The organism is Enterobacter cloacae complex sp. 677-3DZ2D5B, from assembly GCF_004136695.1.
In the GTDB taxonomy this organism is placed as follows: Bacteria; Pseudomonadota; Gammaproteobacteria; order Enterobacterales; family Enterobacteriaceae; genus Enterobacter; species Enterobacter hormaechei_C.
This window is the reverse complement of record NZ_QFLS01000012.1, coordinates 33249-59404: the sequence shown is the minus strand read 5'-3', so window position 1 is coordinate 59404 and position 26156 is coordinate 33249. Positions and strand designations below refer to the sequence as shown.

Annotated in this window: 22 protein-coding genes; 17 read left to right on the top strand and 5 right to left on the bottom strand. The window is 56.1% G+C overall.

Annotated elements, in window-relative coordinates; all coding sequences use genetic code 11:
- Positions 1-288: 288 nt before the first annotated feature.
- The 4 genes from xylF (at position 289) to xylR (ending at position 5266) form a co-directional block, all read left to right on the top strand.
- On the top strand, positions 289-1281 hold the full coding sequence (gene xylF, locus DD597_RS19160) for a D-xylose ABC transporter substrate-binding protein (RefSeq protein WP_006808602.1): 993 nt from the start codon (positions 289-291) through the stop codon (positions 1279-1281).
- A 72-nt stretch (positions 1282-1353) separates the two neighbouring features.
- Positions 1354-2895 (top strand): xylose ABC transporter ATP-binding protein, encoded by a 1542-nt coding sequence (locus DD597_RS19155; RefSeq protein ID WP_015572746.1) that lies wholly within the window; start codon positions 1354-1356, stop codon positions 2893-2895.
- Complete coding sequence (gene xylH, locus DD597_RS19150) at positions 2873-4054, top strand: xylose ABC transporter permease XylH (protein WP_003860151.1); 1182 nt, start codon at positions 2873-2875, stop codon at positions 4052-4054. Before DD597_RS19155 ends, xylH begins: the two co-directional genes overlap by 23 nt.
- A 33-nt stretch (positions 4055-4087) precedes the next feature.
- The gene (gene xylR, locus DD597_RS19145; protein WP_003860152.1) at positions 4088-5266 is read left to right on the top strand and encodes a D-xylose utilization transcriptional activator XylR; all 1179 of its coding nucleotides are present in this window, start codon (positions 4088-4090) and stop codon (positions 5264-5266) included.
- A gap of 35 nt (positions 5267-5301) precedes the next feature.
- Here xylR and DD597_RS19140 read toward each other — a convergent pair whose 3' ends face one another.
- Positions 5302-6126, bottom strand: coding sequence for a protein bax (locus tag DD597_RS19140; protein ID WP_022652025.1), 825 nt, complete (start codon positions 6124-6126; stop codon positions 5302-5304).
- A 314-nt stretch (positions 6127-6440) separates the two neighbouring features.
- Between DD597_RS19140 and DD597_RS19135 the strand changes: the two genes are divergently transcribed.
- A complete protein-coding gene (locus DD597_RS19135) occupies positions 6441-8471 on the top strand; it encodes an alpha-amylase (RefSeq protein WP_129256512.1) in 2031 nt (676 codons plus the stop codon).
- 191 nt (positions 8472-8662) lie between these two features.
- Complete coding sequence (avtA, locus tag DD597_RS19130; protein ID WP_015572749.1) at positions 8663-9916, top strand: valine--pyruvate transaminase; 1254 nt, start codon at positions 8663-8665, stop codon at positions 9914-9916.
- A 7-nt stretch (positions 9917-9923) separates the two neighbouring features.
- Here avtA and DD597_RS19125 read toward each other — a convergent pair whose 3' ends face one another.
- Together DD597_RS19125 and yiaJ are read right to left on the bottom strand one after the other, a co-directional pair.
- A complete protein-coding gene (locus DD597_RS19125; protein WP_023315013.1) occupies positions 9924-10379 on the bottom strand; it encodes a 4Fe-4S dicluster domain-containing protein in 456 nt (151 codons plus the stop codon).
- Positions 10380-10382: 3 nt separating this feature from the next.
- Positions 10383-11201: an IclR family transcriptional regulator YiaJ gene (yiaJ, locus tag DD597_RS19120; protein ID WP_015572751.1), complete on the bottom strand. Its 819-nt coding sequence runs from the start codon at positions 11199-11201 to the stop codon at positions 10383-10385.
- A gap of 224 nt (positions 11202-11425) precedes the next feature.
- Between yiaJ and yiaK the strand changes: the two genes are divergently transcribed.
- The 8 genes from yiaK to araD all read left to right on the top strand — a co-directional run bounded on the left by yiaK (position 11426) and on the right by araD (position 19020).
- Positions 11426-12424, top strand: a complete 999-nt coding sequence (gene yiaK, locus DD597_RS19115) for a 3-dehydro-L-gulonate 2-dehydrogenase (protein WP_063159192.1) — start codon at positions 11426-11428, stop codon at positions 12422-12424.
- A gap of 10 nt (positions 12425-12434) precedes the next feature.
- Entirely contained in the window at positions 12435-12902 is a 468-nt protein-coding gene (locus tag DD597_RS19110) for a YhcH/YjgK/YiaL family protein (RefSeq protein ID WP_022652029.1), read from the top strand.
- A 26-nt stretch (positions 12903-12928) separates the two neighbouring features.
- The gene (locus tag DD597_RS19105) at positions 12929-13855 is read left to right on the top strand and encodes a DUF4862 family protein (protein ID WP_022652030.1); all 927 of its coding nucleotides are present in this window, start codon (positions 12929-12931) and stop codon (positions 13853-13855) included.
- Between the two features lie 45 nt (positions 13856-13900).
- Complete coding sequence (locus DD597_RS19100) at positions 13901-15220, top strand: MFS transporter (protein WP_126501435.1); 1320 nt, start codon at positions 13901-13903, stop codon at positions 15218-15220.
- Between the two features lie 92 nt (positions 15221-15312).
- Positions 15313-16818, top strand: a complete 1506-nt coding sequence (locus DD597_RS19095) for an FGGY-family carbohydrate kinase (RefSeq protein WP_129256511.1) — start codon at positions 15313-15315, stop codon at positions 16816-16818.
- Positions 16815-17468 (top strand): 3-keto-L-gulonate-6-phosphate decarboxylase UlaD, encoded by a 654-nt coding sequence (gene ulaD / locus DD597_RS19090; protein WP_022652033.1) that lies wholly within the window; start codon positions 16815-16817, stop codon positions 17466-17468. Before DD597_RS19095 ends, ulaD begins: the two co-directional genes overlap by 4 nt.
- Before the next feature lie 2 nt (positions 17469-17470).
- A complete protein-coding gene (locus DD597_RS19085; protein ID WP_022652034.1) occupies positions 17471-18331 on the top strand; it encodes an L-ribulose-5-phosphate 3-epimerase in 861 nt (286 codons plus the stop codon).
- Positions 18325-19020: an L-ribulose-5-phosphate 4-epimerase gene (gene araD / locus DD597_RS19080; protein WP_061856421.1), complete on the top strand. Its 696-nt coding sequence runs from the start codon at positions 18325-18327 to the stop codon at positions 19018-19020. Before DD597_RS19085 ends, araD begins: the two co-directional genes overlap by 7 nt.
- Here araD and DD597_RS19075 read toward each other — a convergent pair whose 3' ends face one another.
- On the bottom strand, positions 19021-19839 hold the full coding sequence (locus tag DD597_RS19075) for a helix-turn-helix domain-containing protein (protein ID WP_022652035.1): 819 nt from the start codon (positions 19837-19839) through the stop codon (positions 19021-19023).
- A 226-nt stretch (positions 19840-20065) separates the two neighbouring features.
- On the opposite strand from DD597_RS19075, the gene DD597_RS19070 reads away from it, so the two are divergent.
- Together DD597_RS19070 and DD597_RS19065 are read left to right on the top strand one after the other, a co-directional pair.
- A complete protein-coding gene (locus tag DD597_RS19070; RefSeq protein ID WP_045331993.1) occupies positions 20066-21466 on the top strand; it encodes an MFS transporter in 1401 nt (466 codons plus the stop codon).
- Between the two features lie 10 nt (positions 21467-21476).
- Positions 21477-23426 (top strand): glycoside hydrolase family 127 protein, encoded by a 1950-nt coding sequence (locus DD597_RS19065; RefSeq protein WP_129256510.1) that lies wholly within the window; start codon positions 21477-21479, stop codon positions 23424-23426.
- Positions 23427-23563: 137 nt separating this feature from the next.
- On the opposite strand, the gene aldB is transcribed toward DD597_RS19065, so the two are convergent.
- Positions 23564-25102, bottom strand: a complete 1539-nt coding sequence (gene aldB, locus DD597_RS19060; RefSeq protein WP_058659606.1) for an aldehyde dehydrogenase AldB — start codon at positions 25100-25102, stop codon at positions 23564-23566.
- 166 nt (positions 25103-25268) lie between these two features.
- Between aldB and DD597_RS19055 the strand changes: the two genes are divergently transcribed.
- Positions 25269-26153, top strand: a complete 885-nt coding sequence (locus tag DD597_RS19055) for an ROK family protein (RefSeq protein WP_003860164.1) — start codon at positions 25269-25271, stop codon at positions 26151-26153.
- Positions 26154-26156 lie beyond the last annotated feature (3 nt).

Genomic DNA, 26156 nt, shown 5'->3' with positions numbered 1-26156 from the left:
TATTTCACACTGCTATTGAGAGAATGCGCAATTGTGCGCTGGCTCGCAAAATAATGTGCAGACAAACTATTTTTCGGCGCGCATTCCAGAATCAAATGTAATTAATAGGTTACGCTTTTTAAAATCCGATCGCGGTCATAAATTCAGAAATAAACCAAATATCGTAATGAGAAGATAAAAATCTGTAATTGCCAGCAGGCCTTTCCACGTTAAAAATTTGCTGCGTCTCAGCAGTGAATGTTTCTTTTATCTCAGCTACACATACCCCTACAAAAAGGCCTAATAATTATGAAGATAAAGAACCTGACCCTAACGCTCTGCACTACTCTCCTGCTTGCAAGCTTTGCCGGCCACGCCAAAGAGGTCAAAATCGGCATGGCGATTGATGACTTACGCCTGGAGCGCTGGCAAAAAGACCGCGATATCTTTGTTAAAAAAGCGGAATCTCTCGGCGCGGAGGTGTTCGTTCAGTCCGCTAACGGCAACGAAGAGACGCAAATGTCGCAAATCGAGAATATGATCAACCGTGGCGTCGATGTGCTGGTCATTATCCCGTATAACGGCCAGGTATTAAGCAACGTGGTGAAAGAAGCGAAACAGGAAGGCATAAAAGTCCTGGCTTATGACCGCATGATTAATAATGCCGACATTGATTATTATATTTCGTTCGACAATGAAAAGGTGGGCGAATTACAGGCTAAAAGCCTGGTCGCAAAAGTGCCTCAGGGGAATTATTTCCTGATGGGCGGCTCGCCCGTGGATAACAACGCCAAACTGTTCCGCCAGGGACAAATGAAAGTGCTGAAGCCGTATATCGACGAGGGCAAAATTAAAGTCGTCGGCGACCAGTGGGCTGACGGCTGGTTACCGGAAAACGCGCTGAAAATTATGGAAAACGCGTTGACTGCAAATAACAACAAAATCGATGCGGTGGTGGCCTCTAACGATGCCACTGCGGGTGGCGCCATTCAGGCGCTGAGCGCGCAGGGTCTGGCCGGGAAAGTCGCTATTTCCGGACAGGACGCCGACCTTGCGGGTGTAAAACGCATCATCGCGGGTACCCAGACCATGACGGTGTATAAGCCCATTACCGAGCTTGCCAATACGGCCGCCGAAATTGCCGTTGAGCTGGGCAATGGCCAGCAACCTAAAGCAGACGCGACGTTAAATAACGGCCTGAAAGACGTACCTGCTCGCCTGCTTACCCCTATCGAAGTCAACAAAGAGAATATTGACGCCACCGTGGTGAAAGACGGTTTCCATAAGAAGAGTGAACTGTAATCCAGCGCAGCCCCTGCCCGGCAGGGGCGCATCGACCTGCCCTGTACATCTGTCGGGCCATGCGGAGCAGTTATGTCTTATTTACTTGAAATGAAAAGCATCACCAAAGCCTTCGGGGCGGTGAAAGCAGTCGATAACGTAAGCCTGCGGCTGAATCCCGGCGAAGTGATGTCGCTGTGCGGCGAAAATGGCTCGGGAAAATCCACGCTGATGAAAGTGTTGTGCGGGATCTATCCGCACGGCAGCTACGAGGGCGAAATCGTCTTTGCCGGCGAGGTGCTCCAGGCCACGCACATTCGCGATACCGAACGTAAAGGCATCGCTATTATTCACCAGGAGCTGGCGCTGGTGAAGCACCTTACCGTGCTGGAAAATATTTTTCTCGGCGCCGAACTCTCACGCCACGGCGTACTGGATTACGACACCATGACGCTGCGCTGCGAAAAACTGCTGGCCCAGGTGAGCCTGGCTATCTCACCGGATACGCGAGTGGGCGACTTAGGTTTGGGCCAGCAGCAGCTGGTGGAGATCGCCAAGGCGCTGAACAAGCAGGTACGCCTGCTGATCCTCGACGAGCCAACCGCCTCGCTCACCGAACAGGAAACCGCCGTTCTGCTCAATATCATCCGCGACCTGCAAAACCACGGTATCGCCTGCATCTATATTTCGCACAAGCTCAATGAGGTGAAAGCTATTTCCGACACCATCTGCGTCATCCGCGACGGGCAGCACATTGGCACGCGTGAAGCAGAAGGCATGAGCGAAGATGACATCATCACCATGATGGTGGGTCGCGAACTCACCGCACTGTATCCCAACGAACCACACACCATAGGCGAAGAACTCCTGCGCGTGGAAAACCTGACGGCGTGGCATCCCGTTAACCGCCACATCAAGCGCGTGGATAACCTCTCCTTCTCACTGCACCGCGGCGAAATTCTCGGTATTGCGGGTTTAGTGGGTGCCGGAAGAACCGAGGCCGTGCAGTGTCTGTTTGGCGTCTGGCCGGGGCGCTGGGAAGGCAAAATTTATATCGACGGTCAGCCGGTAAAAATCGACAACTGCCAGCAGGCCATTGCCAAAGGCATTGCTATGGTGCCCGAAGACCGCAAAAAAGACGGCATCGTGCCGGTCATGGCGGTGGGAAAAAATATCACGCTGGCGGCGCTCAGCCAGTTTTCCGGCGCGCTGAGCAGCCTGGATGATGCCGCAGAACAGCAGTGTATTCTTCAGTCACTTGCCAGGCTCAAGGTGAAAACCTCCTCGCCGGAACTGGCGATAGGTCGCCTGAGCGGCGGCAACCAGCAGAAAGCGATTCTGGCGCGCTGCCTGTTGCTTAATCCGCGCATTTTAATTCTGGACGAACCCACGCGCGGGATCGATATCGGCGCGAAGTATGAAATCTACAAGCTGATCAACCAGCTTGTGCAGCAAGGGATTGCCGTCATTGTTATCTCGTCCGAATTGCCTGAAGTGCTGGGGCTGAGCGACCGCGTGCTGGTCATGCATGAAGGGAAACTCAAAGCCAACCTGAACAACCAGAACCTGACGCAAGAGCAGGTGATGGAAGCTGCCTTAAGGAGCGAACGCCATGTCGAAAAGCAACCCGTCTGATATCAAAGTCGCTGTTCCGACGCCCGGTGCGTTCGCAGGACTTAAATCGCTGAATCTGCAAGTTTTTGTAATGATTGCCGCCATTATCGTGATCATGTTGTTCTTTACCTGGATGACCGATGGCTCCTATTTGAGCGCACGTAACGTTTCTAACCTGCTGCGTCAGACCGCCATCACCGGGATCCTGGCGGTGGGGATGGTCTTTGTGATTATCTCAGCGGAAATTGACCTGTCAGTAGGGTCGATGATGGGTCTGCTCGGCGGCGTGGCGGCAATTTTTGACGTCTGGCTCGGCTGGCCGCTGCCGCTGACGATTGCGGTCACGCTGGTACTGGGTCTGCTGCTGGGGGCGTGGAATGGCTGGTGGGTGGCCTACCGTAAGGTCCCGTCGTTTATCGTCACCTTAGCGGGGATGCTGGCCTTCCGCGGCATTCTGATTGGGATCACCAACGGCACTACCGTCTCCCCGACCAGCGCCTCGATGTCCCAGATTGGCCAAAGCTACCTCTCTGATGGCGTCGGTTTTACGATCGGCGTGGTTGGGCTGATGGCGTTTGTCGCGTGGCAATGGCGAGGACGCATGCGTCGCCAGGCGCTGGGGCTGGCCTCGCCTGCTTCAACCTCGGTTGTCGGCCGTCAGGCGCTTACTGCGGTGATTGTACTGGGCGCCATCTGGCTGTTAAACGATTATCGCGGCGTCCCAACGCCCGTTTTGCTGCTGGCGCTGTTGCTGTTAGGTGGGATGTTTATGGCCACGCGTACCGCATTCGGTCGCCGTATTTATGCCATCGGTGGCAATCTCGAAGCCGCGCGTTTGTCCGGCATTAACGTAGAACGCACCAAACTCGCCGTCTTTGCCATCAACGGCCTGATGGTGGCCATAGCGGGGCTGATCCTCAGCTCACGTTTGGGGGCGGGCTCCCCCTCTGCCGGTAATATTGCCGAGCTGGACGCCATCGCCGCCTGCGTGATTGGCGGGACCAGCCTCGCCGGGGGCATTGGCAGCGTGGCGGGGGCGGTGATGGGCGCATTTATTATGGCTTCGCTGGATAACGGGATGAGTATGATGGACGTGCCGACGTTTTGGCAGTATATCGTCAAGGGTGCCATTCTTTTGCTGGCAGTCTGGATGGACTCTGCCACCAAGCGGCGCGCCTGATAACAGTATCGTGACTAATTTGGGAAATAAGCCATGTTTGAAAAGCGTCACCGCATTACGTTGTTATTCAATGCCAACAAAGCCTATGACCGGCAGGTGGTTGAAGGGGTTGGCGAATATTTGCAGGCGTCGCAATCCGAATGGGATATTTTCATCGAAGAAGATTTTCGTACCCGTCTGGAGAACATCAAAGACTGGCTGGGCGACGGGGTCATCGCTGACTTTGACGACCCCGTGATTGAACAGTTGCTGAGTGGCGTTGACGTGCCTATCGTGGGCGTTGGCGGCTCTTATCATACACCGGAACATTATCCTCCCGTTCACTACATCGCCACGGATAACCATGCTCTGGTCGAGACCGCCTTCCTCCATTTAAAGGAGAAAGGCGTCCATCGTTTTGCGTTTTACGGATTGCCTGCCACGAGCGGAAAGCGCTGGGCGATGGAGCGTGAGTATGCCTTCTGCCAGCTGGTTGCCCAGGAGAAGTATCGCGGCGTCGTTTATCAGGGGCTGGAAACCGCGCCAGAAAACTGGCAGCACGCACAAAATCGTCTGGCTGACTGGCTGCAAACGCTGCCGCCCCAGACAGGGATTATCGCCGTGACGGACGCCCGCGCCCGCCACGTATTACAGGTGTGCGAACATTTGCATATTCCGGTGCCTGAAAAGCTGTGCGTGATTGGTATTGATAACGAAGAGCTTACGCGCTATCTGTCGCGCGTGGCGCTCTCATCCGTGGCTCAGGGTACCCGTCAGATGGGCTATCAGGCCGCAAAGCTGCTGCACAGACTGTTAGACAACGAATCCCTGCCGCTCCAGCGTCTGCTGGTTCCTCCCGTTCGCGTGGTCGAACGTCGCTCAACTGACTACCGCTCATTAAACGATCCGGCCGTGATTCAGGCGATGCACTACATTCGCAATCATGCCTGCAAAGGGATTAAGGTCGATCAGGTGCTCGATTCGGTCGGCATATCACGTTCGAATCTGGAGAAGCGGTTTAAAGAGGAAGTGGGTGAGACGATCCACGCCGTGATCCATGCGGAAAAGCTGGAGAAAGCGCGCAGTCTGCTGATCTCCACCTCGCTGTCGATCAACGAGATTTCACAGATGTGTGGCTATCCGTCGCTTCAGTATTTCTATTCGGTGTTCAGGAAAGAGTATGACACCACGCCGAAGGAGTACCGGGAACGGTACAGTGAAGTCCTGCTCTAGAAAAAAGAACGCCTTCCAGTGGAAGGCGTTTTTCATTACATATGTGCGGCAATCAGACGCTGGTTATCCTGGTACATGGAGAACAGGTAATTGTTATAACGCTGTCCCTGAGTGGAATAACCTTTCAGCTTATGGATCATCGCCGTGGCCGTCACTTCCTGATCCGCCTTACGCAGCTGAGCGCGTGACTTACGGAACGAGGAATAGGCCGGGTGGGTGTTCAGGTTCACCACGTAGGCATTCACGGAATCTTTCACCGATTCAAACTGTGAATAGCCCTTCACCTTGCCGGGCGCGTTAGTACAACGACCTTTTACGCATTTCATGCCAAACAGATTGTTGTTGTTGCGCGCCAGCTTCGAGGTGCCCCAACCGCTTTCGGCGGCGGCCATTGTCGCGACCATACTGCCTGGAATGATGTCCACACGTTCTAACAGTGAGTTCCAAGGCACGCGACGAGTGTTCCCGCTCCACTTCACTTTATAGCGTTTGGCGATATCTTTCAGGCGAGTGCGCTCAGACGGCGACCAGCGGCTGTCGTACTGTTTGGAGATCAGCCAGTTACGATCCGCAGTAATCGCGGCATTTTGGCTTTTAATGTAAGGCATTACCGTCCGGAGAAACGCTTTTTTCCTTGGTGTCCCGGAAGGGTATTTTCGCAAATCAGGAAGTGAACTACTCTTTGCACTATTGCGAGAATACTCTTGTTTACTGCTAACCTTACTGCTTGTCGTCTTTATTACGTGGGCTTTCTTACTCGTTGTATCCGTGTGCGTCTTTGCAAGCACCTCACCTGAAAATGCCATGGTGAGTAACATGAGTATCGCGGCCCCATATCGTCGAATGGGAGTCGATATCATTAGGTCTCCTGGTCGGATATAAACATTCCAACACCTTATTTTCTTCAAAAATTTGAGAGCGGAATCTCAAATCGTACCAAAAATAGTCTTCAAGAGCACGTCTATAAATAGTCCAATTCCGAAACTATGTCATCCGGAACATGCTCATTAAAGCATCAACGCTGGAAAAATGTGCGCGATATCGCAGATAACTGCCTAATTTTGCGCGGGATCACTCATCCCTTCGCGTCCTCCTGGCAGAAAGCCGTAGAGGAGGAGTTTTTCCCCTGAGCCGAATGGCACACTGGTCAAAAATGCCGCGACAGGAAAATGGAATGAAACGCACTGCATTAGCTGTTCTGATGTTACCCGCATTCGCGCATGCCGACTGGTCATCGCCGGGATTTAACGCGTTTAGCGCTGAAGGTACCGGCGTCTTTACCAGCCAGGCAACGCTTGCGAAGGGTACCCGCCCGCTGACGTTGAGTCTTGACAACGCGTGCTGGCAGCCGACAGGTGCCATTAAGCTCAACGAGATGCTGTCGCTCAAACCGTGCGAAGGCACCCCACCGCAGTGGCGGTTATTCCGTGACGGCGTTTATCAGATGCGTATTGATACGCGCTCGGGAACGCCGACGCTGATGTTGACGGTGCAAAGTGCGACGCCACAGCCTGTCGCAAACGTCACCCGCCAGTGCCCGAAGTGGGACGGCAAACCGCTGACGATCGACGTCGTTAACACCTTCCCGGAAGGCACGGTGGTGCGTGATTTTTACAGTAAACAGACCGCGACCGTTCAAAATGGCAAAGTGACTCTTCAGCCAGCCGCCAACAGCAATGGCCTGCTGCTGCTTGAGCGCGCCGAGACGGACAAACCCGCGCCGTTCAGCTGGCAAAACGCCACCGTCTATTTCGTGCTGACCGATCGCTTCGTGAATGGCGACCCCACCAACGACAACAGCTATGGCCGTCATAAAGACGGTATGCAGGAGATTGGTACTTTCCACGGCGGCGATCTGAAAGGGCTTACCAGCAAACTGGATTACCTTCAGCAGCTGGGCGTGAATGCGCTCTGGATAAGCTCGCCGCTGGAGCAGATCCACGGCTGGGTGGGCGGCGGCACCAAAGGGGATTTCCCCCACTACGCCTATCACGGCTATTACACTCAGGACTGGACGAAACTCGACGCCAACATGGGCAGCGAAGAGGATTTACGCCAGCTTGTCGACGACGCGCACAGGCGCGGTATCCGCGTCCTGTTTGACATTGTCATGAACCACGCGGGTTATGCGACGCTTGCAGATATGCAGGAGTATCAGTTTGGCGCGCTCTATTTGCAGGGCGATGAGCTGAAAAAAACCCTCGGCGAGCGCTGGACTGACTGGAAGCCAGGAGCGGGGCAAAGCTGGCACAGCTTCAACGATTACATCAACTTCAGTGACAAAGCCGCATGGGAAAAATGGTGGGGTAAAAAATGGATCCGTACCGATATCGGTGATTACGACAACCCGGGCTTTGACGATCTGACCATGTCGCTGGCCTTCCTGCCTGATCTGAAAACGGAATCTAAGATCCCGTCAGGTTTGCCGAACTTTTATCAACACAAGCCCGACACCAACGCGAAAGTGATGACGAATTTCACGCCGCGAGATTACCTGACTCACTGGCTTAGCCAGTGGGTACGTGACTACGGCATCGACGGTTTCCGGGTCGATACCGCTAAGCACGTTGAGCCTGAAGCCTGGCTGCAACTGAAAAACCAGGCCAGCCAGGCGCTGGCCGCGTGGAAAGCCGCCAACCCGGACAAAAAACTCGACGATGCGCCATTCTGGATGACCGGTGAATCCTGGGGCCACGGCGTGATGCAGAGCGATTATTACCGCCACGGCTTCGATGCGATGATCAATTTTGACTATCAGGAGCAGGCGGCAAAAGCGGTGGACTGCCTGGCCGATATGGATTTGACCTGGCAGCAAATGGCAGAAAAGCTGCAAAGTTTTAATGTGCTGAGCTATCTCTCCTCCCATGATACGCGTCTGTTCCGTGAAGGAGGCCAGCGCGCCGCTGAGTTACTGCTGCTGGCACCGGGAAGCGTGCAGATCTATTACGGCGATGAATCAGAGCGTCCTTTCGGCCCGACGGGCTCCGATCCGCTACAGGGAACCCGTTCGGATATGAACTGGCAGGACGTCACGGGTAAACAGGCGTTAACTGTCGCCCACTGGCAGCTTCTGGGGCAGTTCCGCGCCCGTCATCCGGCGGTGGGTGAAGGCAAGCAAACAACGCTGTCGATGAAAGAAGGCTACGGCTTTGTGCGCGAGCACAAGGGCGATAAGGTGATGGTGGTGTGGGCGGGTAATCAATAGACCCCCTCACCCCAGGCCTCTCCCCAAAGGGGAGAGGCCTGGGGTGAGGGGCATTCACCAGAACAATTCACCACACAAATACAAACCCGCCACATAAAACAACAAATCCGACCACATCCGCCGATTTGCACCAACACGGTGCTGGCGTTATGGTTACTGCCTTTCATATTAAGCTCGACAGATCACCTGCTATGACGTTTTCACTTTTCGGCGACAAATTTACCCGCCATTCAGGCATTACCCGCCTGATGGAGGACCTCAACGACGGGCTGCGCACCCCAGGCGCTATCATGCTTGGCGGCGGAAACCCGGCTCAAATTCCGGAGATGAACACCTACTTCCAGACGCTGCTGGCAGAGATGCTGGAAAACGGTAAAGCAACCGATGCGCTATGTAATTACGACGGCCCTCAGGGTAAAACAGAACTACTGACGCTTCTGGCGGCAATGCTGCGGGAAGCGCTGGGTTGGGATATCGAACCACAGAATATTGCACTGACAAACGGCAGTCAGAGCGCGTTTTTCTACTTATTCAATCTGTTCGCCGGACGCCGCGCCGACGGCACCACGAAAAAAGTGCTGTTCCCGCTGGCACCGGAGTATATTGGCTATGCCGATGCCGGCCTCGAAGAAGACCTGTTTGTTTCCGCACGTCCGAATATCGAGTTGCTGCCAGAGGGCCAGTTCAAATATCACGTCGATTTTGAACATCTGCATATCGGTGAAGAGACGGGCATGATCTGCGTATCTCGTCCCACCAACCCGACGGGGAACGTGATCACCGACGACGAGCTGATGAAGCTGGATGCGCTGGCGAATCAGCACGGCATCCCGCTGGTGATCGATAACGCCTATGGCGTACCGTTCCCGGGGATCATCTTCAGCGAAGCGCGTCCGCTATGGAACCCGAATATCATCCTCTGCATGAGCCTCTCCAAGCTGGGCCTGCCGGGCAGCCGTTGCGGCATTATCATTGCTAACGAGAAAATCATCACCGCCATTACCAACATGAACGGCATTATCAGCCTTTCGCCTGGCGGCATCGGCCCGGCGATGATGTGCGAGATGATCAGGCGTAACGACCTGCTGCGCCTGTCGAATGAGGTGATTAAGCCGTTTTACTCTCAGCGCGTTCAGGAAACTATAGCCATCCTTCGCCGCTACTTACCGGAAGAACGCTGCCTGATCCATAAACCGGAAGGGGCAATTTTCCTGTGGCTGTGGTTTAAGGATCTGCCCATTACGACAGAGCTGCTTTATCAGCGTCTGAAAAAACGTGGCGTACTGATGGTGCCAGGGGATTACTTCTTCCCGGGGCTGGATAAGCCGTGGCCGCACACGCACCAGTGCATGCGTATGAACTACGTCCCGGACCCGGAAAAAATCGAAGCGGGTGTGAAAATTCTCGCCGAAGAGATTGAGAACGCCTGGCGCGAGGCCGGTTAATAAAACCTCAGGCCAGATTACGCAGCCGTTCCGCGCGTAATCTGGCGGGGTCTATGCAGCGCAGCGCGTGGGTGGGACAGGCTTCGACGCAGGCGGGACCGCTCTCGCGATGCGCGCACAAATCACATTTCAGCGCCTGAACGCGATCTTCCACGACCCGAACCTGCATTGCCCCGAACGGGCACGCCACCATACAGCTTTTGCAGCCGATACAGCGCGATTGCTTAACGAGCCAGGCTCCCGCAGCGTGGTGAATGGCCCCCGTCGGGCAGACATTCGCGCAGGGCGCATCTTCACACTGGTGGCAGCCCACCGCCGTAGTGAAGGTTCCCCCCTTAACCACGCGGATCCGTGACGTAAACGCTACTGGCGTGGCGCTGCTTTGATGCGACATCATGCACGCTACCTCACAGGTACGACACCCGATACATTTTTCAGGATCCGCCAGGATAAATTGGTTCATCAGTTACGCCTCGCGCACGTTAAACCCCAGTTCTTTCGAGATAGCTTCCGCCGTGTCACGCAGCGGTTTTAGCAAGTTTTTCTCACCCACCTGCTTCATGCGCGACGTCGACAGCGAAATGGAGATGGCATAGGGTACGCGCCCGTGAATATCAAAGACCGGCACGGCGATACATGACACACCCAGCTCGTTCTCTTCTTTATCCATCGCCATACTGTGATCGCGAATTTCCGCCAGCTCATCATACATCGCGCTCAGTTCGGTGATGGTGTTGCGGGTCAAAGGTTGGATCTGTTCCTGGTGGCTTTCCCAGTAGCTCGCCACGTAATCCTGATGACCAAACGCCATATAGATTTTGCCCATTGCAGAACAATAGAGCGGCATATGCTGGCCGATATATGCGCGCGTGCGCAGCATACCGGTTGTCGGCTCAAGCTTATAAATCAGGATCGCGTGATCATCTTCACGGCTGGAGAAGTTGACCGTTTCGCCGGTGGCAATGTTCAGCGCCTCGAGGTGCGGCGCCGCCACGTGAATAATATTGAGAGATGAAAGCGCCTTTTGCCCGACGGCGATAAATTTGGTGGTCAGACGATAGCTCCCTGCCGCCGGCGCTGGCGTCACGTACCCGCACGACTGCAACCCCTGCAATAACCGGTGCACGGTACTTTTATTCAGCCCCGCCAGTTCTGATAAATGCGCAAGCGGACACCCGTTCGGATAGTTACTGAGGATTTCAATCAGCATCAGGCCGCGAAACAAGCTCTGGCTACCTGCTGGCCTCTCTTTTTCTTGCGTCATTTCGCTCTCTTTTATGCTCATCAAATAGCTCCTGTTTATTGCGCCCTGATGGTAGCGCAAAGTGTGGTTTAGTTCACGATCTCAACAGAAAAAACACAACCATTTGATTTTAATCGATTTTGAAAAACGTGAATGTCGTTGATCTGACAAAATTTGATCGTTATATTTGAAATCAGATTTCGCATAGTGAAATTTAGTGATAAAAAAGCACTCGCACTTGCCCCTAAAAAAACAGGAGAACAGGGATGAAAGTGACCTTCCAAGAGTTGAAAGCGGCGTTCAATCGGGTTCTGCTCGATCGCGGTGTAAAAGCGGATACCGCTGACGCCTGCGCCGAGATGTTCGCCCGCACCACGGAGTCCGGCGTTTATTCACACGGCGTCAACCGCTTCCCGCGATTTATTCAGCAGCTTGACGCAGGCGACATCATCCCTGACGCCCAGCCGAAACGCGTAACGACATTAGGCGCCATCGAACAGTGGGATGCGCAGCGTTCCATCGGCAACCTGACGGCGAAGAAGATGATGGACCGTGCTACCGAGCTGGCGTCCGATCACGGGATCGGCCTGGTGGCGCTGCGTAACGCGAACCACTGGATGCGCGGCGGCAGCTACGGCTGGCAGGCGGCGGAGAAAGGCTATATCGGCATCTGCTGGACCAACTCTATTGCCGTGATGCCCGCGTGGGGATCAAAAGAATGCTGCATCGGCACAAACCCGCTGATCGTCGCTATCCCGTCGAATCCAATCACCATGGTCGATATGTCGATGTCGATGTTCTCCTACGGCATGCTGGAGGTGAATCGCCTGGCCGAACGCGAATTACCGGTCGACGGCGGCTTTGACGATGAAGGCAATCTGACCAGAGAGCCGGGCGTGATTGAGAAAAACCGTCGCATTCTGCCCATGGGCTACTGGAAAGGTTCTGGCTTATCGATTGTGCTCGACATGATCGCCACCCTGCTCTCTGACGGCGCGTCCGTTGCGGAAGTGACCCAGGACAATAGCGACGAATACGGCGTATCGCAGATCTTTATCGCCGTCGAAGTGGATCGCCTGATCGACGGTCCAACCCGCGATGCCAAACTACAGCGCATCATGGACTTCATCACCACCGCAGAACGCGCTGATGAAAATGTCGCCGTCCGTCTGCCTGGCCATGAATTTACTCGCCTGCTGGAAGAAAACCGCCGGGACGGCATCACCATCGACGACAGCGTGTGGGCGAAAATCCAGTCTCTGTAAGGAGTGGGTCATGATATTCGGACATATTGCACAGCCAAATCCATGTCGCCTGCCGCTGGCGATAGAAAAGGCGCTTAATTTTCTGCGTACCACGAATTTCACCACCCTGGCACCGGGCGTGATCGAAATTGAAGGCCGCAACATTTTTGCCCAGGTTCTCGACCTCACCACAAAGGAGCAGCACGAGAACCGCCCTGAAGTCCATCGCCGCTATCTGGATATCCAGTTTCTGGCCTGGGGTGAAGAAAAAATCGGTATTGCTATTGATACCGGGAATAACAAAATCAGCGAATCATTGCTGGAGCAACGGGATATTATTTTTTATCACGACAGTGAACACGAGTCGTTTATCGAAATGATACCTGGCAGTTACGCCATATTTTTCCCGCAGGATGTTCACCGTCCTGCCTGTATTAAAAACAAGGGATCCGCAATTCGTAAAATTGTGGTGAAAGTGGCCATCAGCGAATTAGATTAATTTTCTGATAAATACAGGAATGCGAAATGACCAACACCGGTTTTATTATTGGTGCGTACCCCTGCGCACCCTCGTTTCACCAGAAAGGGGAGCAGGAAGAATACACCTTCTGGCGGGAACTTTCCGACACGCCAAATATTCGCGGGCTGGAACAACCTTGCCTTGAAAATCTCCATCCGTTTGGTGATGAATGGCTGTTTCGTCATACGCCGGGCAACTGGCAGATCGTTGTCACAGCCGTTATGGAAACCATGCGCCGCCGCGGCAGCAACGGCGCGTTTGGCCTGGCGTCCGCGGACGAAGAACAGCGTAAAGCGTGCATTGAATATTACCGCCATCTGCATCAAAAGATTGATGCCGTTAACACCCGCTTTCCCGGGAAAGTGGTCGCTCTGGAAATGCAGGCCGCACCGCAGGCGGGTAATGAATCTGTCGAGCAAGCGACAGAAGCATTCTCCCGCTCGGTACGGGAAATCGCGAGCTGGGACTGGGGCTGCGATCTGGTGCTGGAACACTGTGATGCGATGAATGGCCCGGCGCCGCGTAAAGGGTTCTTGCCCTTAGAGCAGGTGCTGGAGGTAGTGAAAGAGACCGATATCAGCGTCTGTATCAACTGGGCACGTTCGGCTATTGAAGGTCGCAACACCGCCCTTCCGCTGGAACATGTTCAGGCGGCACTCGCTGCCGGGAAACTGGGGGCGCTGATGTTTTCGGGCACGACCCCTCACGGTGAGTATGGAGAATGGCAGGATCTGCACGCGCCGTTTTCTTCGTTCTGCGCCGACAGTCTCATGTCCATTGAACATGTAAAAGCGCTGTTTACTGCGGCGAGCGCCGCAACATTGAAATTCTCCGGTATTAAATTACTGGAAATAAATGCTAATGCTGACGTCAGCCATCGCATCGCTATTTTGCGCGACGGCATTAGCGCTATGAATAAAGCATCACAATAAAAATAAAGAATACATTTTCCGGTTACCTTCACTGAGATATTAACTATGAATATTTCTTCTAATGCTCTACACGCGGACATTCCGCGTCAACGCTGGCTAAGGATCATTCCCCCTATTCTTATCGCCTGCATTATTTCCTATATGGACCGCGTAAATATAGCTTTTGCGATGCCCGGCGGTATGGATGAAGAGCTGGGCATTTCCGCCACGATGGCGGGCCTGGCGGGGGGGATCTTTTTTATCGGCTATTTGTTCCTGCAAGTTCCCGGCGGCAAAATTGCCGTGCACGGCAGCGGTAAGAAGTTTATCGGCTGGTCGCTGGTTGCCTGGGCGGTGATCTCGGTTCTGACCGGGCTTGTGACCAACCAGTATCAGCTGCTGGTGCTGCGCTTCTTACTCGGTGTGGCGGAAGGCGGGATGCTGCCCGTTGTGCTCACGATGATCAGTAACTGGTTCCCGGATGCCGAGCGCGGCCGCGCCAACGCGATTGTGATCATGTTCGTGCCCATCGCCGGGATCATCACCGCCCCGCTGTCGGGCTGGATTATTACCGCTCTCGACTGGCGCTGGCTGTTCATTATTGAAGGTCTGATGTCCGTTGTTGTGCTGGTGCTGTGGGCGTTCACCGTCTACGACCGGCCGCAGGAAGCGCGCTGGATCTCTGAGGCCGAGAAAAACTACCTGGTACAAACGCTGGCGGCAGAGCAGCAGGCCATTGCGGGTAAAGAGGTGAAAAACGCCTCGCTCAGCGCGGTGCTGTCTGATAAAACCATGTGGCAGCTGATCGCCCTCAACTTCTTCTACCAGACCGGCATTTACGGTTACACCCTCTGGCTGCCCACCATTCTGAAAGAACTGACGCACACCAGCATCGGCCAGGTGGGAATGCTCGCCATTCTGCCTTACATCGGCGCCATTGCCGGCATGTTCCTGTTCTCTTCACTCTCTGACCGCACCGGCAAGCGCAAGCTGTTTGTCTCCCTGCCATTGATTGGCTTTGCGCTCTGCATGTTCCTCTCCGTGGCGCTGAAAGAGCACACCTGGCTGGCCTATACCGCGTTGGTGGGCTGTGGCTTCTTCCTGCAATCCGCAGCGGGCGTGTTCTGGACTATCCCGGCGCGTCTGTTCAGCGCTGAGATGGCGGGTGGCGCTCGCGGCGTGATCAATGCCCTGGGCAATCTCGGCGGGTTCTGCGGTCCTTATGCGGTAGGCGTACTGATCACCCTGTACAGCAAAGACGCAGGCGTTTACTGCCTGGCGGTTTCGCTGGCGCTGGCATCGCTGCTGGCCCTGCTGTTACCGGCGAAATGCGATGCCGGAGCAGAGCCTAATCCCACGGTGACTCCACATAAACGTGCGGCCTGATGCCCTCACCCTAGCCCTCTCCCACGGGGAGAGGGAGAAAACCGAACCGTAGGCCGGGTAAGCGAAGCACCCGGCAATTAAGCGAGAAGAAGATGAGTGAAAAAGAGCCCTTCTGGCTGGGTATCGATTGTGGCGGTACTTATCTGAAAGCCGGTTTATACAACAGTCAGGGCAAAGAAGTCTGTATTGAACGCCGCTCAGTGGCCACGCTCAGCCCACGCGCCGGCTACGCCGAGCGGGATATGCACCAGCTCTGGCAGCACTGCCACATAACGGTCGCCCTGCTGCTCAAAAATTCAGGCGCTGACGGCGGTCAGATCAAAGGCGTTGGCATTTCAGCCCAGGGGAAGGGGCTGTTTTTGCTCGATAAACAGGATCGCCCCCTGGGTAACGCCATACTCTCCTCCGATCGCCGTGCGCTGGAGATCGTGCAACGCTGGCAGCAGGACGGTATACCCGAAAAGCTCTATCCGCATACTCGCCAGACGCTGTGGACGGGGCATCCGGCCTCGCTCCTGCGCTGGGTTAAAGAGAACGAGCCGCAGCGGTATCAGCAAATTGGCAGCGTGATGATGGCGCACGATTACCTGCGCTGGTGTCTGACCGGGGTCAAAGGCTGCGAAGAGAGCAACATCTCGGAATCCAATCTCTACAACATGAATACCGGGCAGTACGATCCGCAGCTCACGCGCTGGCTCGGCATCAGCGACATTGACGGTGCCCTGCCGTCCATTATCGGTTCAGCAGAAATTTGCGGGGAAATCACCGCTCAGGCAGCCGCACTGACCGGTCTCACGGCGGGTACTCCCGTCGTTGGTGGACTGTTTGATGTGGTTTCCACCGCGATCTGCGCCGGGCTGCATGACGAACATACGCTGAATGCCGTAATGGGGACCTGGGCCGTGACCAGTGGGATTGCCCACGGCATCCGCGACAACGAGCCGTTCCCCTACGTCTATGGCCGCTACGTCCATCCGCAGCAGTTCATCGTTCATGAAGCCAGCCCCACGTCGTCCGGCAACCTGGAATGGCTGACGGCCCAATGGGGCGATATGTCATTTGATGAGATTAACCACGCCGTGGCCAGCCTGCCAAAAGCTGAAAGCGATGTGTTCTTCCTGCCTTTCCTCTACGGCAGCAACGCCGGGCTGGAGATGACCAGCGGCTTCTATGGCTTGCAGGCGCTGCATACCCGCGCGCACCTCCTCCAAGCGATTTATGAAGGGGTGGTATTCAGCCACATGACCCACCTCAACCGTATGCTCGAACGCTTTCCCCATGTGCAGGCCCTGCGCGTGACGGGCGGCCCCACCCATTCGGACGTGTGGATGCAGATGCTCGCGGACGTCAGCGGCCTGGCGATTGAACTCCCGCAGGTGGAAGAGACCGGCTGTTCCGGTGCGGCGCTGGCCGCGCTCGTCGGTACAGGTCTCTATCCTGATTTTTACGCCGCTCAGCGCGCCCTCAGGCATGACATCCGGATGATTGAACCTGACATGCGTGCCCATGCCGCCTACCAGCGCAAATATCACCGTTACCAGCTACTGATTTCAGCATTACAGGGCTATCACGCCCGCGTTAAGGAGTACGACCTATGAGCCGACCATTATTGCAGCTGGCGCTCGACCACACCTCGCTTCAGGCCGCGCAGCGCGATGTCGCGACGCTTTCCGAGCACGTCGACATCGTCGAAGCTGGCACCATTCTGTGCCTGACCGAAGGGCTAAACGCCGTTCGCGCCCTGCGTGCGCAGTGTCCGGATAAAATTATCGTGGCGGACTGGAAAGTCGCCGATGCCGGAGAAACGCTGGCTGAACAGGCGTTTGGCGCAGGCGCAAACTGGATGACCATCATCTGTGCCGCCCCGCTGGCCACCGTTGAACGTGGCCACGAGGTCGCACTGCGCGGCGGCGGCGAGATCCAGATGGAGCTGTTTGGCAACTGGACGCTGGACGACGCGCGCGCGTGGCACCGCATCGGGGTGAAGCAGGCGATATACCACCGCGGGCGCGACGCACAGGCCAGCGGCCAGCAGTGGGGCGAGGCGGATCTCAGCAAAATGAAGGCGCTGTCCGATATCGGGCTACAGCTTTCCATCACTGGCGGTATCACCCCCGCTGACCTGCCGCTGTTTAAGCAGATCAACGTCAAAGCCTTCATTGCCGGTCGCGCGCTGGCTGGCGCCGATAATCCGCCGCAGGTGGCACAGGCATTCCATTCGCAAATCCGCGACATCTGGGGAGAGTAACCATGCGTCAGCATCCGTTAGGCATTTACGAAAAAGCGCTGCCAAAAGATCTCTCCTGGCCGGAGCGCCTGGTTCTGGCAAAAAGCTGCGGCTTCGATTTTGTGGAGATGTCGGTGGATGAGACCGACGAGCGTTTATCGCGCCTTGAATGGAGTACCACGCAGCGCGCCTCTCTGGTGGAAGCGATGCTGGAGACCGGCGTGGCGATCCCGTCGATGTGCTTGTCTGCCCACCGTCGCTTCCCGTTTGGCAGCCGCGAAGAAATCGTGCGCGAACGTGCCCGCGAGATCATGACCAAAGCCATCCGGCTGGCCCGTGATTTGGGTATTCGCACCATCCAGCTTGCGGGTTATGACGTGTACTACGAGGAGCATGACGAGGGCACGCAACAGCGCTTTGCCGAAGGGCTGGCGTGGGCCGTGGAGCAGGCTGCCGCCGCACAGGTAATGCTGGCGGTAGAGATCATGGACACCGCGTTTATGAACTCCATCAGCAAGTGGAAAAAGTGGGACGACATGCTCGCCTCGCCGTGGTTCAGCGTTTACCCGGACGTCGGCAACCTGAGCGCGTGGGGCAACGACGTCACCGCCGAGCTGACGCTGGGCATTGACCGCATCGCCGCTATCCACCTGAAAGATACCCGGCCCGTAACCGAAAAAAGCCCCGGCCAGTTCCGCGACGTGCCGTTTGGCGAGGGCTGCGTCGATTTCGTTGGCGTGTTTAACACGCTGAATCAACTTAACTATCGCGGCGCATTTCTGATTGAAATGTGGACCGAGAAAGCCAAAGAGCCGGTACTGGAGATCATCCAGGCGCGCCGCTGGATTGAAGCCCGAATGCAGGAAGGAGGCATGACATGTTAGAACAACTCAAAGCCGAGGTGCTGGCGGCAAATCTCGCCCTGCCCGCCCACCAGCTGGTGACGTTCACCTGGGGCAACGTCAGCGCTGTTGACCGTGACAGCGGCATGATGGTGATCAAACCATCCGGCGTGGAGTACGACGTGATGACCGCAGAAGATATGGTGGTGGTAAATATCGCCACGGGTAAAGTGGTCGAGGGGAGTAAAAAACCCTCCTCCGACGCCCCGACCCATCTCTCGCTGTATCGTCGTTACCCGGAAATTGGCGGCATTGTGCATACCCATTCCCGCCACGCCACCATCTGGTCGCAGGCGGGGCAGGATTTACCAGCGTGGGGCACAACGCACGCGGACTATTTCTACGGTGCGATCCCCTGCACGCGGCTGATGACCCCGGCTGAAATCGCGGGTGAATATGAATACCAGACGGGGGAAGTCATTATCAAAACCTTCGAGGAGCGCGACATAAGCCCGATGCAGGTCCCGGCGGTGCTGGTTCATTCTCACGGCCCGTTTGCCTGGGGCAAAGACGCTGCCGATGCGGTACACAATGCCGTGGTGCTGGAAGAGTGCGCCTATATGGGGCTTTTCTCACGCCAGCTTGCACCACAGCTTCCGGTTATGCAGCAGGAATTGCTGGATAAGCATTACCTGCGCAAGCATGGCGCAAATGCCTATTACGGCCAGTGATCATCCAGAATTAATATGCTCTTTACAGTACCGCCGTTTCCAGACGGCGGGCGTTAACCCGGTATGTTTCGAGAATATTTGCCGGAAATAACCCACGTCATTAAAACCGCACCGGGCGGCCACTTCAGTTAATGAGGCCGCATCGTTCAGCAGCAGTTTTTCAGCGGCCCTGACGCGCTGGCGGTGAATTGCCTCCGTCAGGGTTAAATGAAACGTCCGGCGAAATACTCGCCCCAGATAATCGGCGTTGCAGTGCAGCTCTTTCGCCAGCTGTGAAGTGGACAGGGGCAAATGAAAGTGCGTGCGGATAAGCTGCTTGGCCTTCCACGCCATTGCTGCGCCCGCATCATCCGCTTTATCTTCATATCCCGGCGAGAGCGATATCTGCTGCAAAATTAACAGCAAAATTATCTCCAGCGCCTGGCTACGCTGTAATTTTTCCTGCTCGCTTAAAAACTGACGGAATAACGCAATAACATATTGCGGATCCCGCACGCTACAGTGTTGCTCAATCGACAGCGGCGTCGCGCCTGGCAACACCGGCAAGCGTTCATCCACCTCAAAATGCAGCCAGTAAAATTTGAGATCGTCCGGAAAATCTTCCACGCCGACATGCCGTCGCTTCGGCCAAAGTAATAAACTCTCGCCAGCGTTTACCTCAAACAGCGTATTTTCCTCCTGGATCGTTAATGTCCCTTTTTCGACAAAAATTATCTCCCACGAAGATAATTTTCGTGCGGGATGACGGCCCACGCCCCGGGAGATAAATAACCCGCCATTTTGAACCCTGATCGGAAGTGCTATGGATAATTCAAGCATGGATATTCATTTTTCCGCTTTTATGGTGGCTAATATTGTCTTTATCCCTTGATTATTAATAAATATCAGCAGAACGGCTCGATCAAACTCACAGTTTTATCATCAGGTCGGAATTGTCACCTTTTTATACTTTTCCCTTCCCTTGTTGGTCTGCCCGTTGAATGCAGAATAAATGGGGTACCTTGCACAAATACGATAAAAAAATCGTTTATCGAGGAGTTACCCCATGACTTCCACACCGATTACAGACGCAGAAGTTGCAAAACAGGCAGCCGATGAACGGCTGTCAGTCCGCGAGAAAATTGGCTACGGCCTGGGCGACGCGGGCGGCACGGTAATTACCTGCCTGATCATGAACTTCCTGACCTTTTTCTATACCGATGTATTTGGCCTGACGCCCGCGCTGGTGGGCACGCTGTTTATTGCCCTTCGGGTATTTGACGCGATTTCCGATCCGGTGATGGGCGTGATTGCCGACCGCACGCAGAGCCGCTGGGGGCGTTTTCGTCCGTGGCAGCTGTGGGTCGCGCTTCCTATCGGGATCGTCGGCGTGCTGACCTTCACCGTCCCGGACGCCAGCATGGGCGTGAAAATCGCCTGGGCGTTCGGCACCTATCTGTTGCTTTCAGTGGGCTATACCGCCATCAACGTGCCGTATTGCGCGCTGATCAACACCATGACCACCCGCCACAACGAGGTTATATCCTGCCAGTCCTGGCGCTTCGTACTGTGCGGCGTGGCGGGCTTTCTGGTCTCCGTTGGCCTGCCGTGGCTGGTGTCAGAGCTGGGACAGGGCAATACCGCCCGGGGTTATCAGTTGGGCGTTGGCGTGCTGTGCGCCATCGCTGTGGTGATGTTCCTGTGCTGCTTCTTCTGGGTGCGCGAGCGCGTCCCGCTTGCGCTGATGGGTAAATTCACCCTGCGCGAGCACCTGGCTGGCCTGCGGAAAAACGATCAGCTGCTGCTGATGCTGGTGATGTCGTTTCTGCTGATCAACGTCTTCAACATTCGCGGCGGCGGATACATGTATTTCATCACCTACGTGCTTCAGGGCAGCACGGCGTACACCTCGCTGTTTTTCACCATGGTGACCTTTGCTGCCATTCTGGGCGCGGTGATCGTCAGCCCGCTGTCGCGGCGGATTGATACCGTCAAACTCTACTACTACACCAACCTGGTACTTGCTGCGCTTGCGGTGGGAATGTGGTTCCTGCCGGGTGGCCCGGCGCACCAGACGCTCTGGCTGATCGTGATTTTAAGTAACGGCGTGATCCTGGGCTTCACCCTGCCGCTGCACTTCTCACTGATGGCCTTTGCCGATGATTACGGCGAATGGAAAACCGGCGTGCGCTCCTCGGGGATGAACTTCGCCTTCAATCTGTTTTTCATCAAGCTCGCGTGGGCATCCAGCGCCGGGATCATCAGCCTGGTGTTTATTGCCGTGGCCTATCAGCCAGGCGCGGGTAACCAGACGCCCGCCTCATTGCAGGGCATCACCGCCATGGAGACGCTGCTCCCTGCCCTTTTCCACCTGCTGCTGGCGGTCGCTATCCGCTGGTGCAGGCTTAACAATCCCGTGATGTCGCGCATTGCCACCGATTTGCGCCAGCGTCATGTACAGTCCTGAGGAGAACGATATGACCATAATGGAAGCCGACCTGCATCAGCTGAAAATCAACGACCCGTTTCTTGGTCAGTACCAACGGCTGGTCCGCGATGTGGTGATCCCCTACCAGTGGGATGCGCTTAACGATCGCGTGGCAGAGGCCGAACCCAGCCACGCCATCGCCAACTTCCGCATCGCGGCCGGTCTGGAACAGGGGGAGTTCTACGGGATGGTCTTTCAGGACAGCGACGTGGCGAAATGGCTCGAAGCCGTGGCGTGGTCGCTGTGCCAGAAGCCGGATGCTGAACTGGAAAAAACCGCCGACGAGGTGATCGAGCTGGTCGCAGCGGCGCAGTGTGAAGATGGCTATCTCAATACCTATTTCACGGTGAAAGCACCGGCCGAGCGCTGGACCAATCTGGCCGAATGCCACGAACTGTACTGCGCCGGGCATATGATTGAAGCGGGTGTGGCGTATTTCCAGGGAACCGGAAAGCGCCGCCTGCTGGACGTGGTGTGCAGGCTGGCGGATCATATCGACAGCGTGTTTGGCCCGGGCGAAAACCAGCTGCACGGCTATCCGGGCCACCCGGAAATCGAGCTGGCGCTGATGCGGCTGTACGACGTCACGCAGGAGCCACGCTATCTCAATCTGGTGAAATACTTTATTGAGGAACGCGGCGCGCAGCCTCACTTCTACGATATCGAATACGAGAAGCGCGGCAGAACGTCATACTGGAACATCTATGGCCCGGCGTGGATGGTCAAGGACAAAGCCTACAGCCAGGCGCATCTGCCCCTTGCCGCACAACAAACGGCCATCGGCCACGCCGTGCGTTTTGTCTATCTGATGGCGGGCATGGCGCATCTGGCGCGCCTGAGCAACGACGAGGGGAAACGTCAGGATTGCCTGCGGCTGTGGAACAACATGGCACAGCGCCAGCTGTACATCACCGGCGGGATTGGCTCCCAAAGCAGCGGCGAGGCGTTCAGCAGCGATTACGATCTGCCCAACGATACGGTCTACGCCGAAAGCTGCGCCTCCATCGGCCTGATGATGTTTGCCCGCCGGATGCTGGAGATGGAGGCGGACGGCCACTACGCCGACGTGATGGAGCGCGCGCTGTACAACACGGTGCTGGGCGGCATGGCGCTGGACGGTAAGCATTTCTTTTATGTGAATCCGCTGGAAGTGCACCCGAAAACCCTGGCCTTTAACCATATCTATGACCACGTCAAACCGGTGCGCCAGCGCTGGTTCGGCTGCGCCTGTTGCCCGCCGAATATTGCGCGCGTGCTGACCTCGCTGGGGCACTACATTTATACCGTTCGCCCGGACGCGCTGTTGATCAACCTGTACGTGGGGAACGACGTCGCCATTCCGGTTGGGGATAACATCCTCCAGCTGCGGATTAGCGGGAACTATCCGTGGCATGAGCAGGTGAAAATCGAGATTACCTCACCAGTTCCGGTGACTCACACGCTGGCCCTGAGGCTGCCGGACTGGTGTGCGGAACCGGCTGTTTCGCTCAATGGTCAGGCCATTACAGGCGAGGTCTCCCGTGGATACTTATACCTCAACCGCAGCTGGCAGGAAGGCGACACGCTGACGCTGACGTTACCGATGCCGGTCCGCCGCGTGTACGGCAACCCGCAGGTGCGCCAGCAGGCGGGGAAAGTCGCATTGCAGCGTGGGCCGCTAATTTACTGCCTGGAAGAAGCCGATAACGGCGCAAATCTGCATAACCTTTCTTTGCGCCAGGACAGCGCGTTTCGGGTATTTGAAGGCAAAGGCATTTTCGCGCACAAGATGCTGATACAGGCAGAAGGGATCGGGTGTCAGGCGAAGGACACTGATGCCCTGTGGCAGTACGACCACTCACCGGTAGAACGTCAGCCCCGGACGCTGACCTTTATTCCGTGGTTCAGCTGGGCAAACCGGGGAGAAGGGGAAATGCGGATATGGGTGGATGAAAGCTGAATAACTGCGGCCTGTTGCCCTCACCCCAGCCCTCTCCCACGGGAGAGGGAGTAAAAAGTAGGCCGGGTAAGGCGAAGCCGCCACCCGGCTTTAACCCGGCTCAGGCCACCCCACTCGGGACGGCCTGAGCCCGGAGATTAAAACAACCCCAGCGGTTTATCGGAGTAGCTGACCAACAGACATTTCGTTTGCTGGTAGTGCTCCAGCATCATCTTATGGGTTTCACGCCCGATGCCCGACTGCTTGTAGCCGCCAAACGCCGCATGAGCCGGATAGGCGTGATAGCAGTTTGTCCATACGCGTCCGGCCTGAATGCCCCGGCCCATTTTATAGGCCAGATTACCGTTACGGCTCCAGACGCCCGCCCCCAGGCCATACTGCGTGTCGTTGGCGAGCTCCAGCGCCTCGTCCATGGTTTTAAACGTGGTGACGGCCAGCACCGGTCCAAAAATTTCCTCCTGGAAAACGCGCATGTTGTTCTTACCGAACAGGATGGTCGGCTCAAGGTAGTAGCCCTCCTGCAAATCGCCGCCCAGCACCTTACGACGACCGCCGGTCAACACATCGGCCCCCTCTTTTTTACCGATATCAATATAGTTGAGGATGGTTTCCAGCTGGCCATGCGATACCTGCGCCCCCATCTGGGTAACGTTATCCAGCGGATTACCGCTGCGAATCGACTCCACGCGCCGGATCGCCCGCTCCATAAAGCGCTCATAAATGGATTCCTGCACCAGCGCGCGGCTCGGACAGGTGCAGACTTCGCCCTGGTTAAACGCGAACAGCGCAAACCCTTCCAGCGCTTTGTCGAAGAAGGCGTCCTCTTCGTCCATCACGTCGGCAAAGAAGATGTTCGGCGATTTGCCGCCCAGCTCGAGCGTGACCGGAATGATGTTCTGGGTCGCGTACTGCATGATCTGCTGGCCCACTTCCGTTGAGCCGGTGAACGCCACTTTGGCGATACGTTTTGAGGTAGCCAGATATTCGCCGATCTCTCCCCCGGCCCCGTTGACCACGTTAATGACCCCCGGCGGCAACAGGTCGCCAATCACCTCCATCAGCAGCAGTACCGAAAGCGGCGTTAAGCGAGCGGGTTTCAGCACAACGCAGTTACCCGCCGCCAGCGCGGGCGCCATTTTCCAGCTAGCCATCAGCAGCGGGAAGTTCCACGGAATAATTTGCCCCACCACGCCGAGCGGCTCGTGGAAGTGATACGCCACGGTATCTTTGTCAACTTCACTTATTCCCCCCTCCTGGGCACGAATGCAGGACGCAAAATAGCGGAAATGGTCAATCGCCAGCGGCACGTCCGCCGCCATGGTTTCCCGGATCGGCTTGCCGTTGTCCCACGTTTCTGCGGTCGCCAGCAGCTCCAGATTCTGCTCTATCCGATCGGCGATTTTGAACAAAATGGCCGCTCTGTCCTGAACGGACGTTTGTCCCCACTTATCTTTCGCCTTATGCGCCGCATCCAGCGCTAAATCTATATCCCGCTTGCCCGAACTGGCAATTTCACACAGCGGCTGGCCGGTAACGGGCGTCAGGTTGGAATAGTATTCACCGTCGACGGGCGCCACCCAGTCGCCGCCGATAAAGTTGTCATAGCGGGGCTTCAGCTTAAGGGGAAAACCATACTCGCCTGGCTGGATACGCGATGAGGGAGGATTGTTTGTCATGACCGTCTCCTTGCAGTAGGTGTACAACAAGGGTAGTTCCGGCTGGTGGTTTTCTCGCCAGTCGGTAACGGGTTTACGAGCCGTATCACGGATTACCGTACTTTACGTTTCGTTTCTGCCGCCAGAGCCATACTTAATAGCTCAGGGGCTCATGAGGAACGATGCAATGCAGCTATTTATCGGCTTTGACGTGGGCGGAACCCACATCAAACACGGCGTGATTAACGAAAACGGCGAAGAACTGACATCCGATGAATATGATACGCCTGACGATGAAAGCACCTTCAAACAGAAGTGGAAAGCGGTGGTGGATAAGTACCGCCAGGAGCATGAGATCGTCGGCATCGGCGTGAGTTTTCCGGGCCACATCAATCACCATACCGGCGAAGCGGCCAAGGCCGGGGCGCTGGATTACCTTGACGGTGAAAACCTGTGCGAGCTTTTCGCACAGCTGACCGATCTCCCCGTAACAACCGAAAATGACGCCAACTGCGCGGCGCTGGGCGAACGCTGGCAGGGCGCCGGCAAGGACTATGAGCATTTTGTCTGCATCACCATCGGCACCGGCATCGGCGGCGGTATCGTCATGGAGGGCGATCTCTACCGTGGGTCGCACTACCGGGCGGGTGAGTTTGGCGTGCTGCCCGTTGGCAACAACGGCGAGCCGATGCACGAAGTGGCGTCAGCCAGCGGCCTGATGAAAGCCTGCCGCCGCGCGCTGGCCGTGTCGGAAGATGAGATGCCTGACGGTGAGGAGCTGTTTAAACGCATGGACAGCGACGTGCATCTGCGTGAGGCCATAGAAGAGTGGGCGCATTTCCTCTCGCGCGGCATCTACAGCGTGATCTCCATGTTTGATCCGCAGGCGGTGCTGATTGGCGGCGGCATTAGCGAGCAGGAGAAAATCTATCTCCTGCTGGATAAATACCTACAGCGATTCGAGGAGTGGGAGGCGCTCCGGGTGCCCATCCTTCCCTGCGAGCTGGGTAACCAGGCGGGAAGGCTGGGCGCGGTCTGGCTGGCTAAGCAGAAGCAGGCGCGCAGCGCTTAACGC

Coding starts and splice junctions, on each gene's coding strand:
- xylF (WP_006808602.1), top strand. CDS start 289: ATGAAGATAAAGAACCTGACCCTAACGCTCTGCACTACTCTCCTGCTT.
- DD597_RS19155 (WP_015572746.1), top strand. CDS start 1,354: ATGTCTTATTTACTTGAAATGAAAAGCATCACCAAAGCCTTCGGGGCG.
- xylH (WP_003860151.1), top strand. CDS start 2,873: ATGTCGAAAAGCAACCCGTCTGATATCAAAGTCGCTGTTCCGACGCCC.
- xylR (WP_003860152.1), top strand. CDS start 4,088: ATGTTTGAAAAGCGTCACCGCATTACGTTGTTATTCAATGCCAACAAA.
- DD597_RS19140 (WP_022652025.1), bottom strand. CDS start 6,126: ATGATATCGACTCCCATTCGACGATATGGGGCCGCGATACTCATGTTA.
- DD597_RS19135 (WP_129256512.1), top strand. CDS start 6,441: ATGAAACGCACTGCATTAGCTGTTCTGATGTTACCCGCATTCGCGCAT.
- avtA (WP_015572749.1), top strand. CDS start 8,663: ATGACGTTTTCACTTTTCGGCGACAAATTTACCCGCCATTCAGGCATT.
- DD597_RS19125 (WP_023315013.1), bottom strand. CDS start 10,379: ATGAACCAATTTATCCTGGCGGATCCTGAAAAATGTATCGGGTGTCGT.
- yiaJ (WP_015572751.1), bottom strand. CDS start 11,201: ATGAGCATAAAAGAGAGCGAAATGACGCAAGAAAAAGAGAGGCCAGCA.
- yiaK (WP_063159192.1), top strand. CDS start 11,426: ATGAAAGTGACCTTCCAAGAGTTGAAAGCGGCGTTCAATCGGGTTCTG.
- DD597_RS19110 (WP_022652029.1), top strand. CDS start 12,435: ATGATATTCGGACATATTGCACAGCCAAATCCATGTCGCCTGCCGCTG.
- DD597_RS19105 (WP_022652030.1), top strand. CDS start 12,929: ATGACCAACACCGGTTTTATTATTGGTGCGTACCCCTGCGCACCCTCG.
- DD597_RS19100 (WP_126501435.1), top strand. CDS start 13,901: ATGAATATTTCTTCTAATGCTCTACACGCGGACATTCCGCGTCAACGC.
- DD597_RS19095 (WP_129256511.1), top strand. CDS start 15,313: ATGAGTGAAAAAGAGCCCTTCTGGCTGGGTATCGATTGTGGCGGTACT.
- ulaD (WP_022652033.1), top strand. CDS start 16,815: ATGAGCCGACCATTATTGCAGCTGGCGCTCGACCACACCTCGCTTCAG.
- DD597_RS19085 (WP_022652034.1), top strand. CDS start 17,471: ATGCGTCAGCATCCGTTAGGCATTTACGAAAAAGCGCTGCCAAAAGAT.
- araD (WP_061856421.1), top strand. CDS start 18,325: ATGTTAGAACAACTCAAAGCCGAGGTGCTGGCGGCAAATCTCGCCCTG.
- DD597_RS19075 (WP_022652035.1), bottom strand. CDS start 19,839: ATGCTTGAATTATCCATAGCACTTCCGATCAGGGTTCAAAATGGCGGG.
- DD597_RS19070 (WP_045331993.1), top strand. CDS start 20,066: ATGACTTCCACACCGATTACAGACGCAGAAGTTGCAAAACAGGCAGCC.
- DD597_RS19065 (WP_129256510.1), top strand. CDS start 21,477: ATGACCATAATGGAAGCCGACCTGCATCAGCTGAAAATCAACGACCCG.
- aldB (WP_058659606.1), bottom strand. CDS start 25,102: ATGACAAACAATCCTCCCTCATCGCGTATCCAGCCAGGCGAGTATGGT.
- DD597_RS19055 (WP_003860164.1), top strand. CDS start 25,269: ATGCAGCTATTTATCGGCTTTGACGTGGGCGGAACCCACATCAAACAC.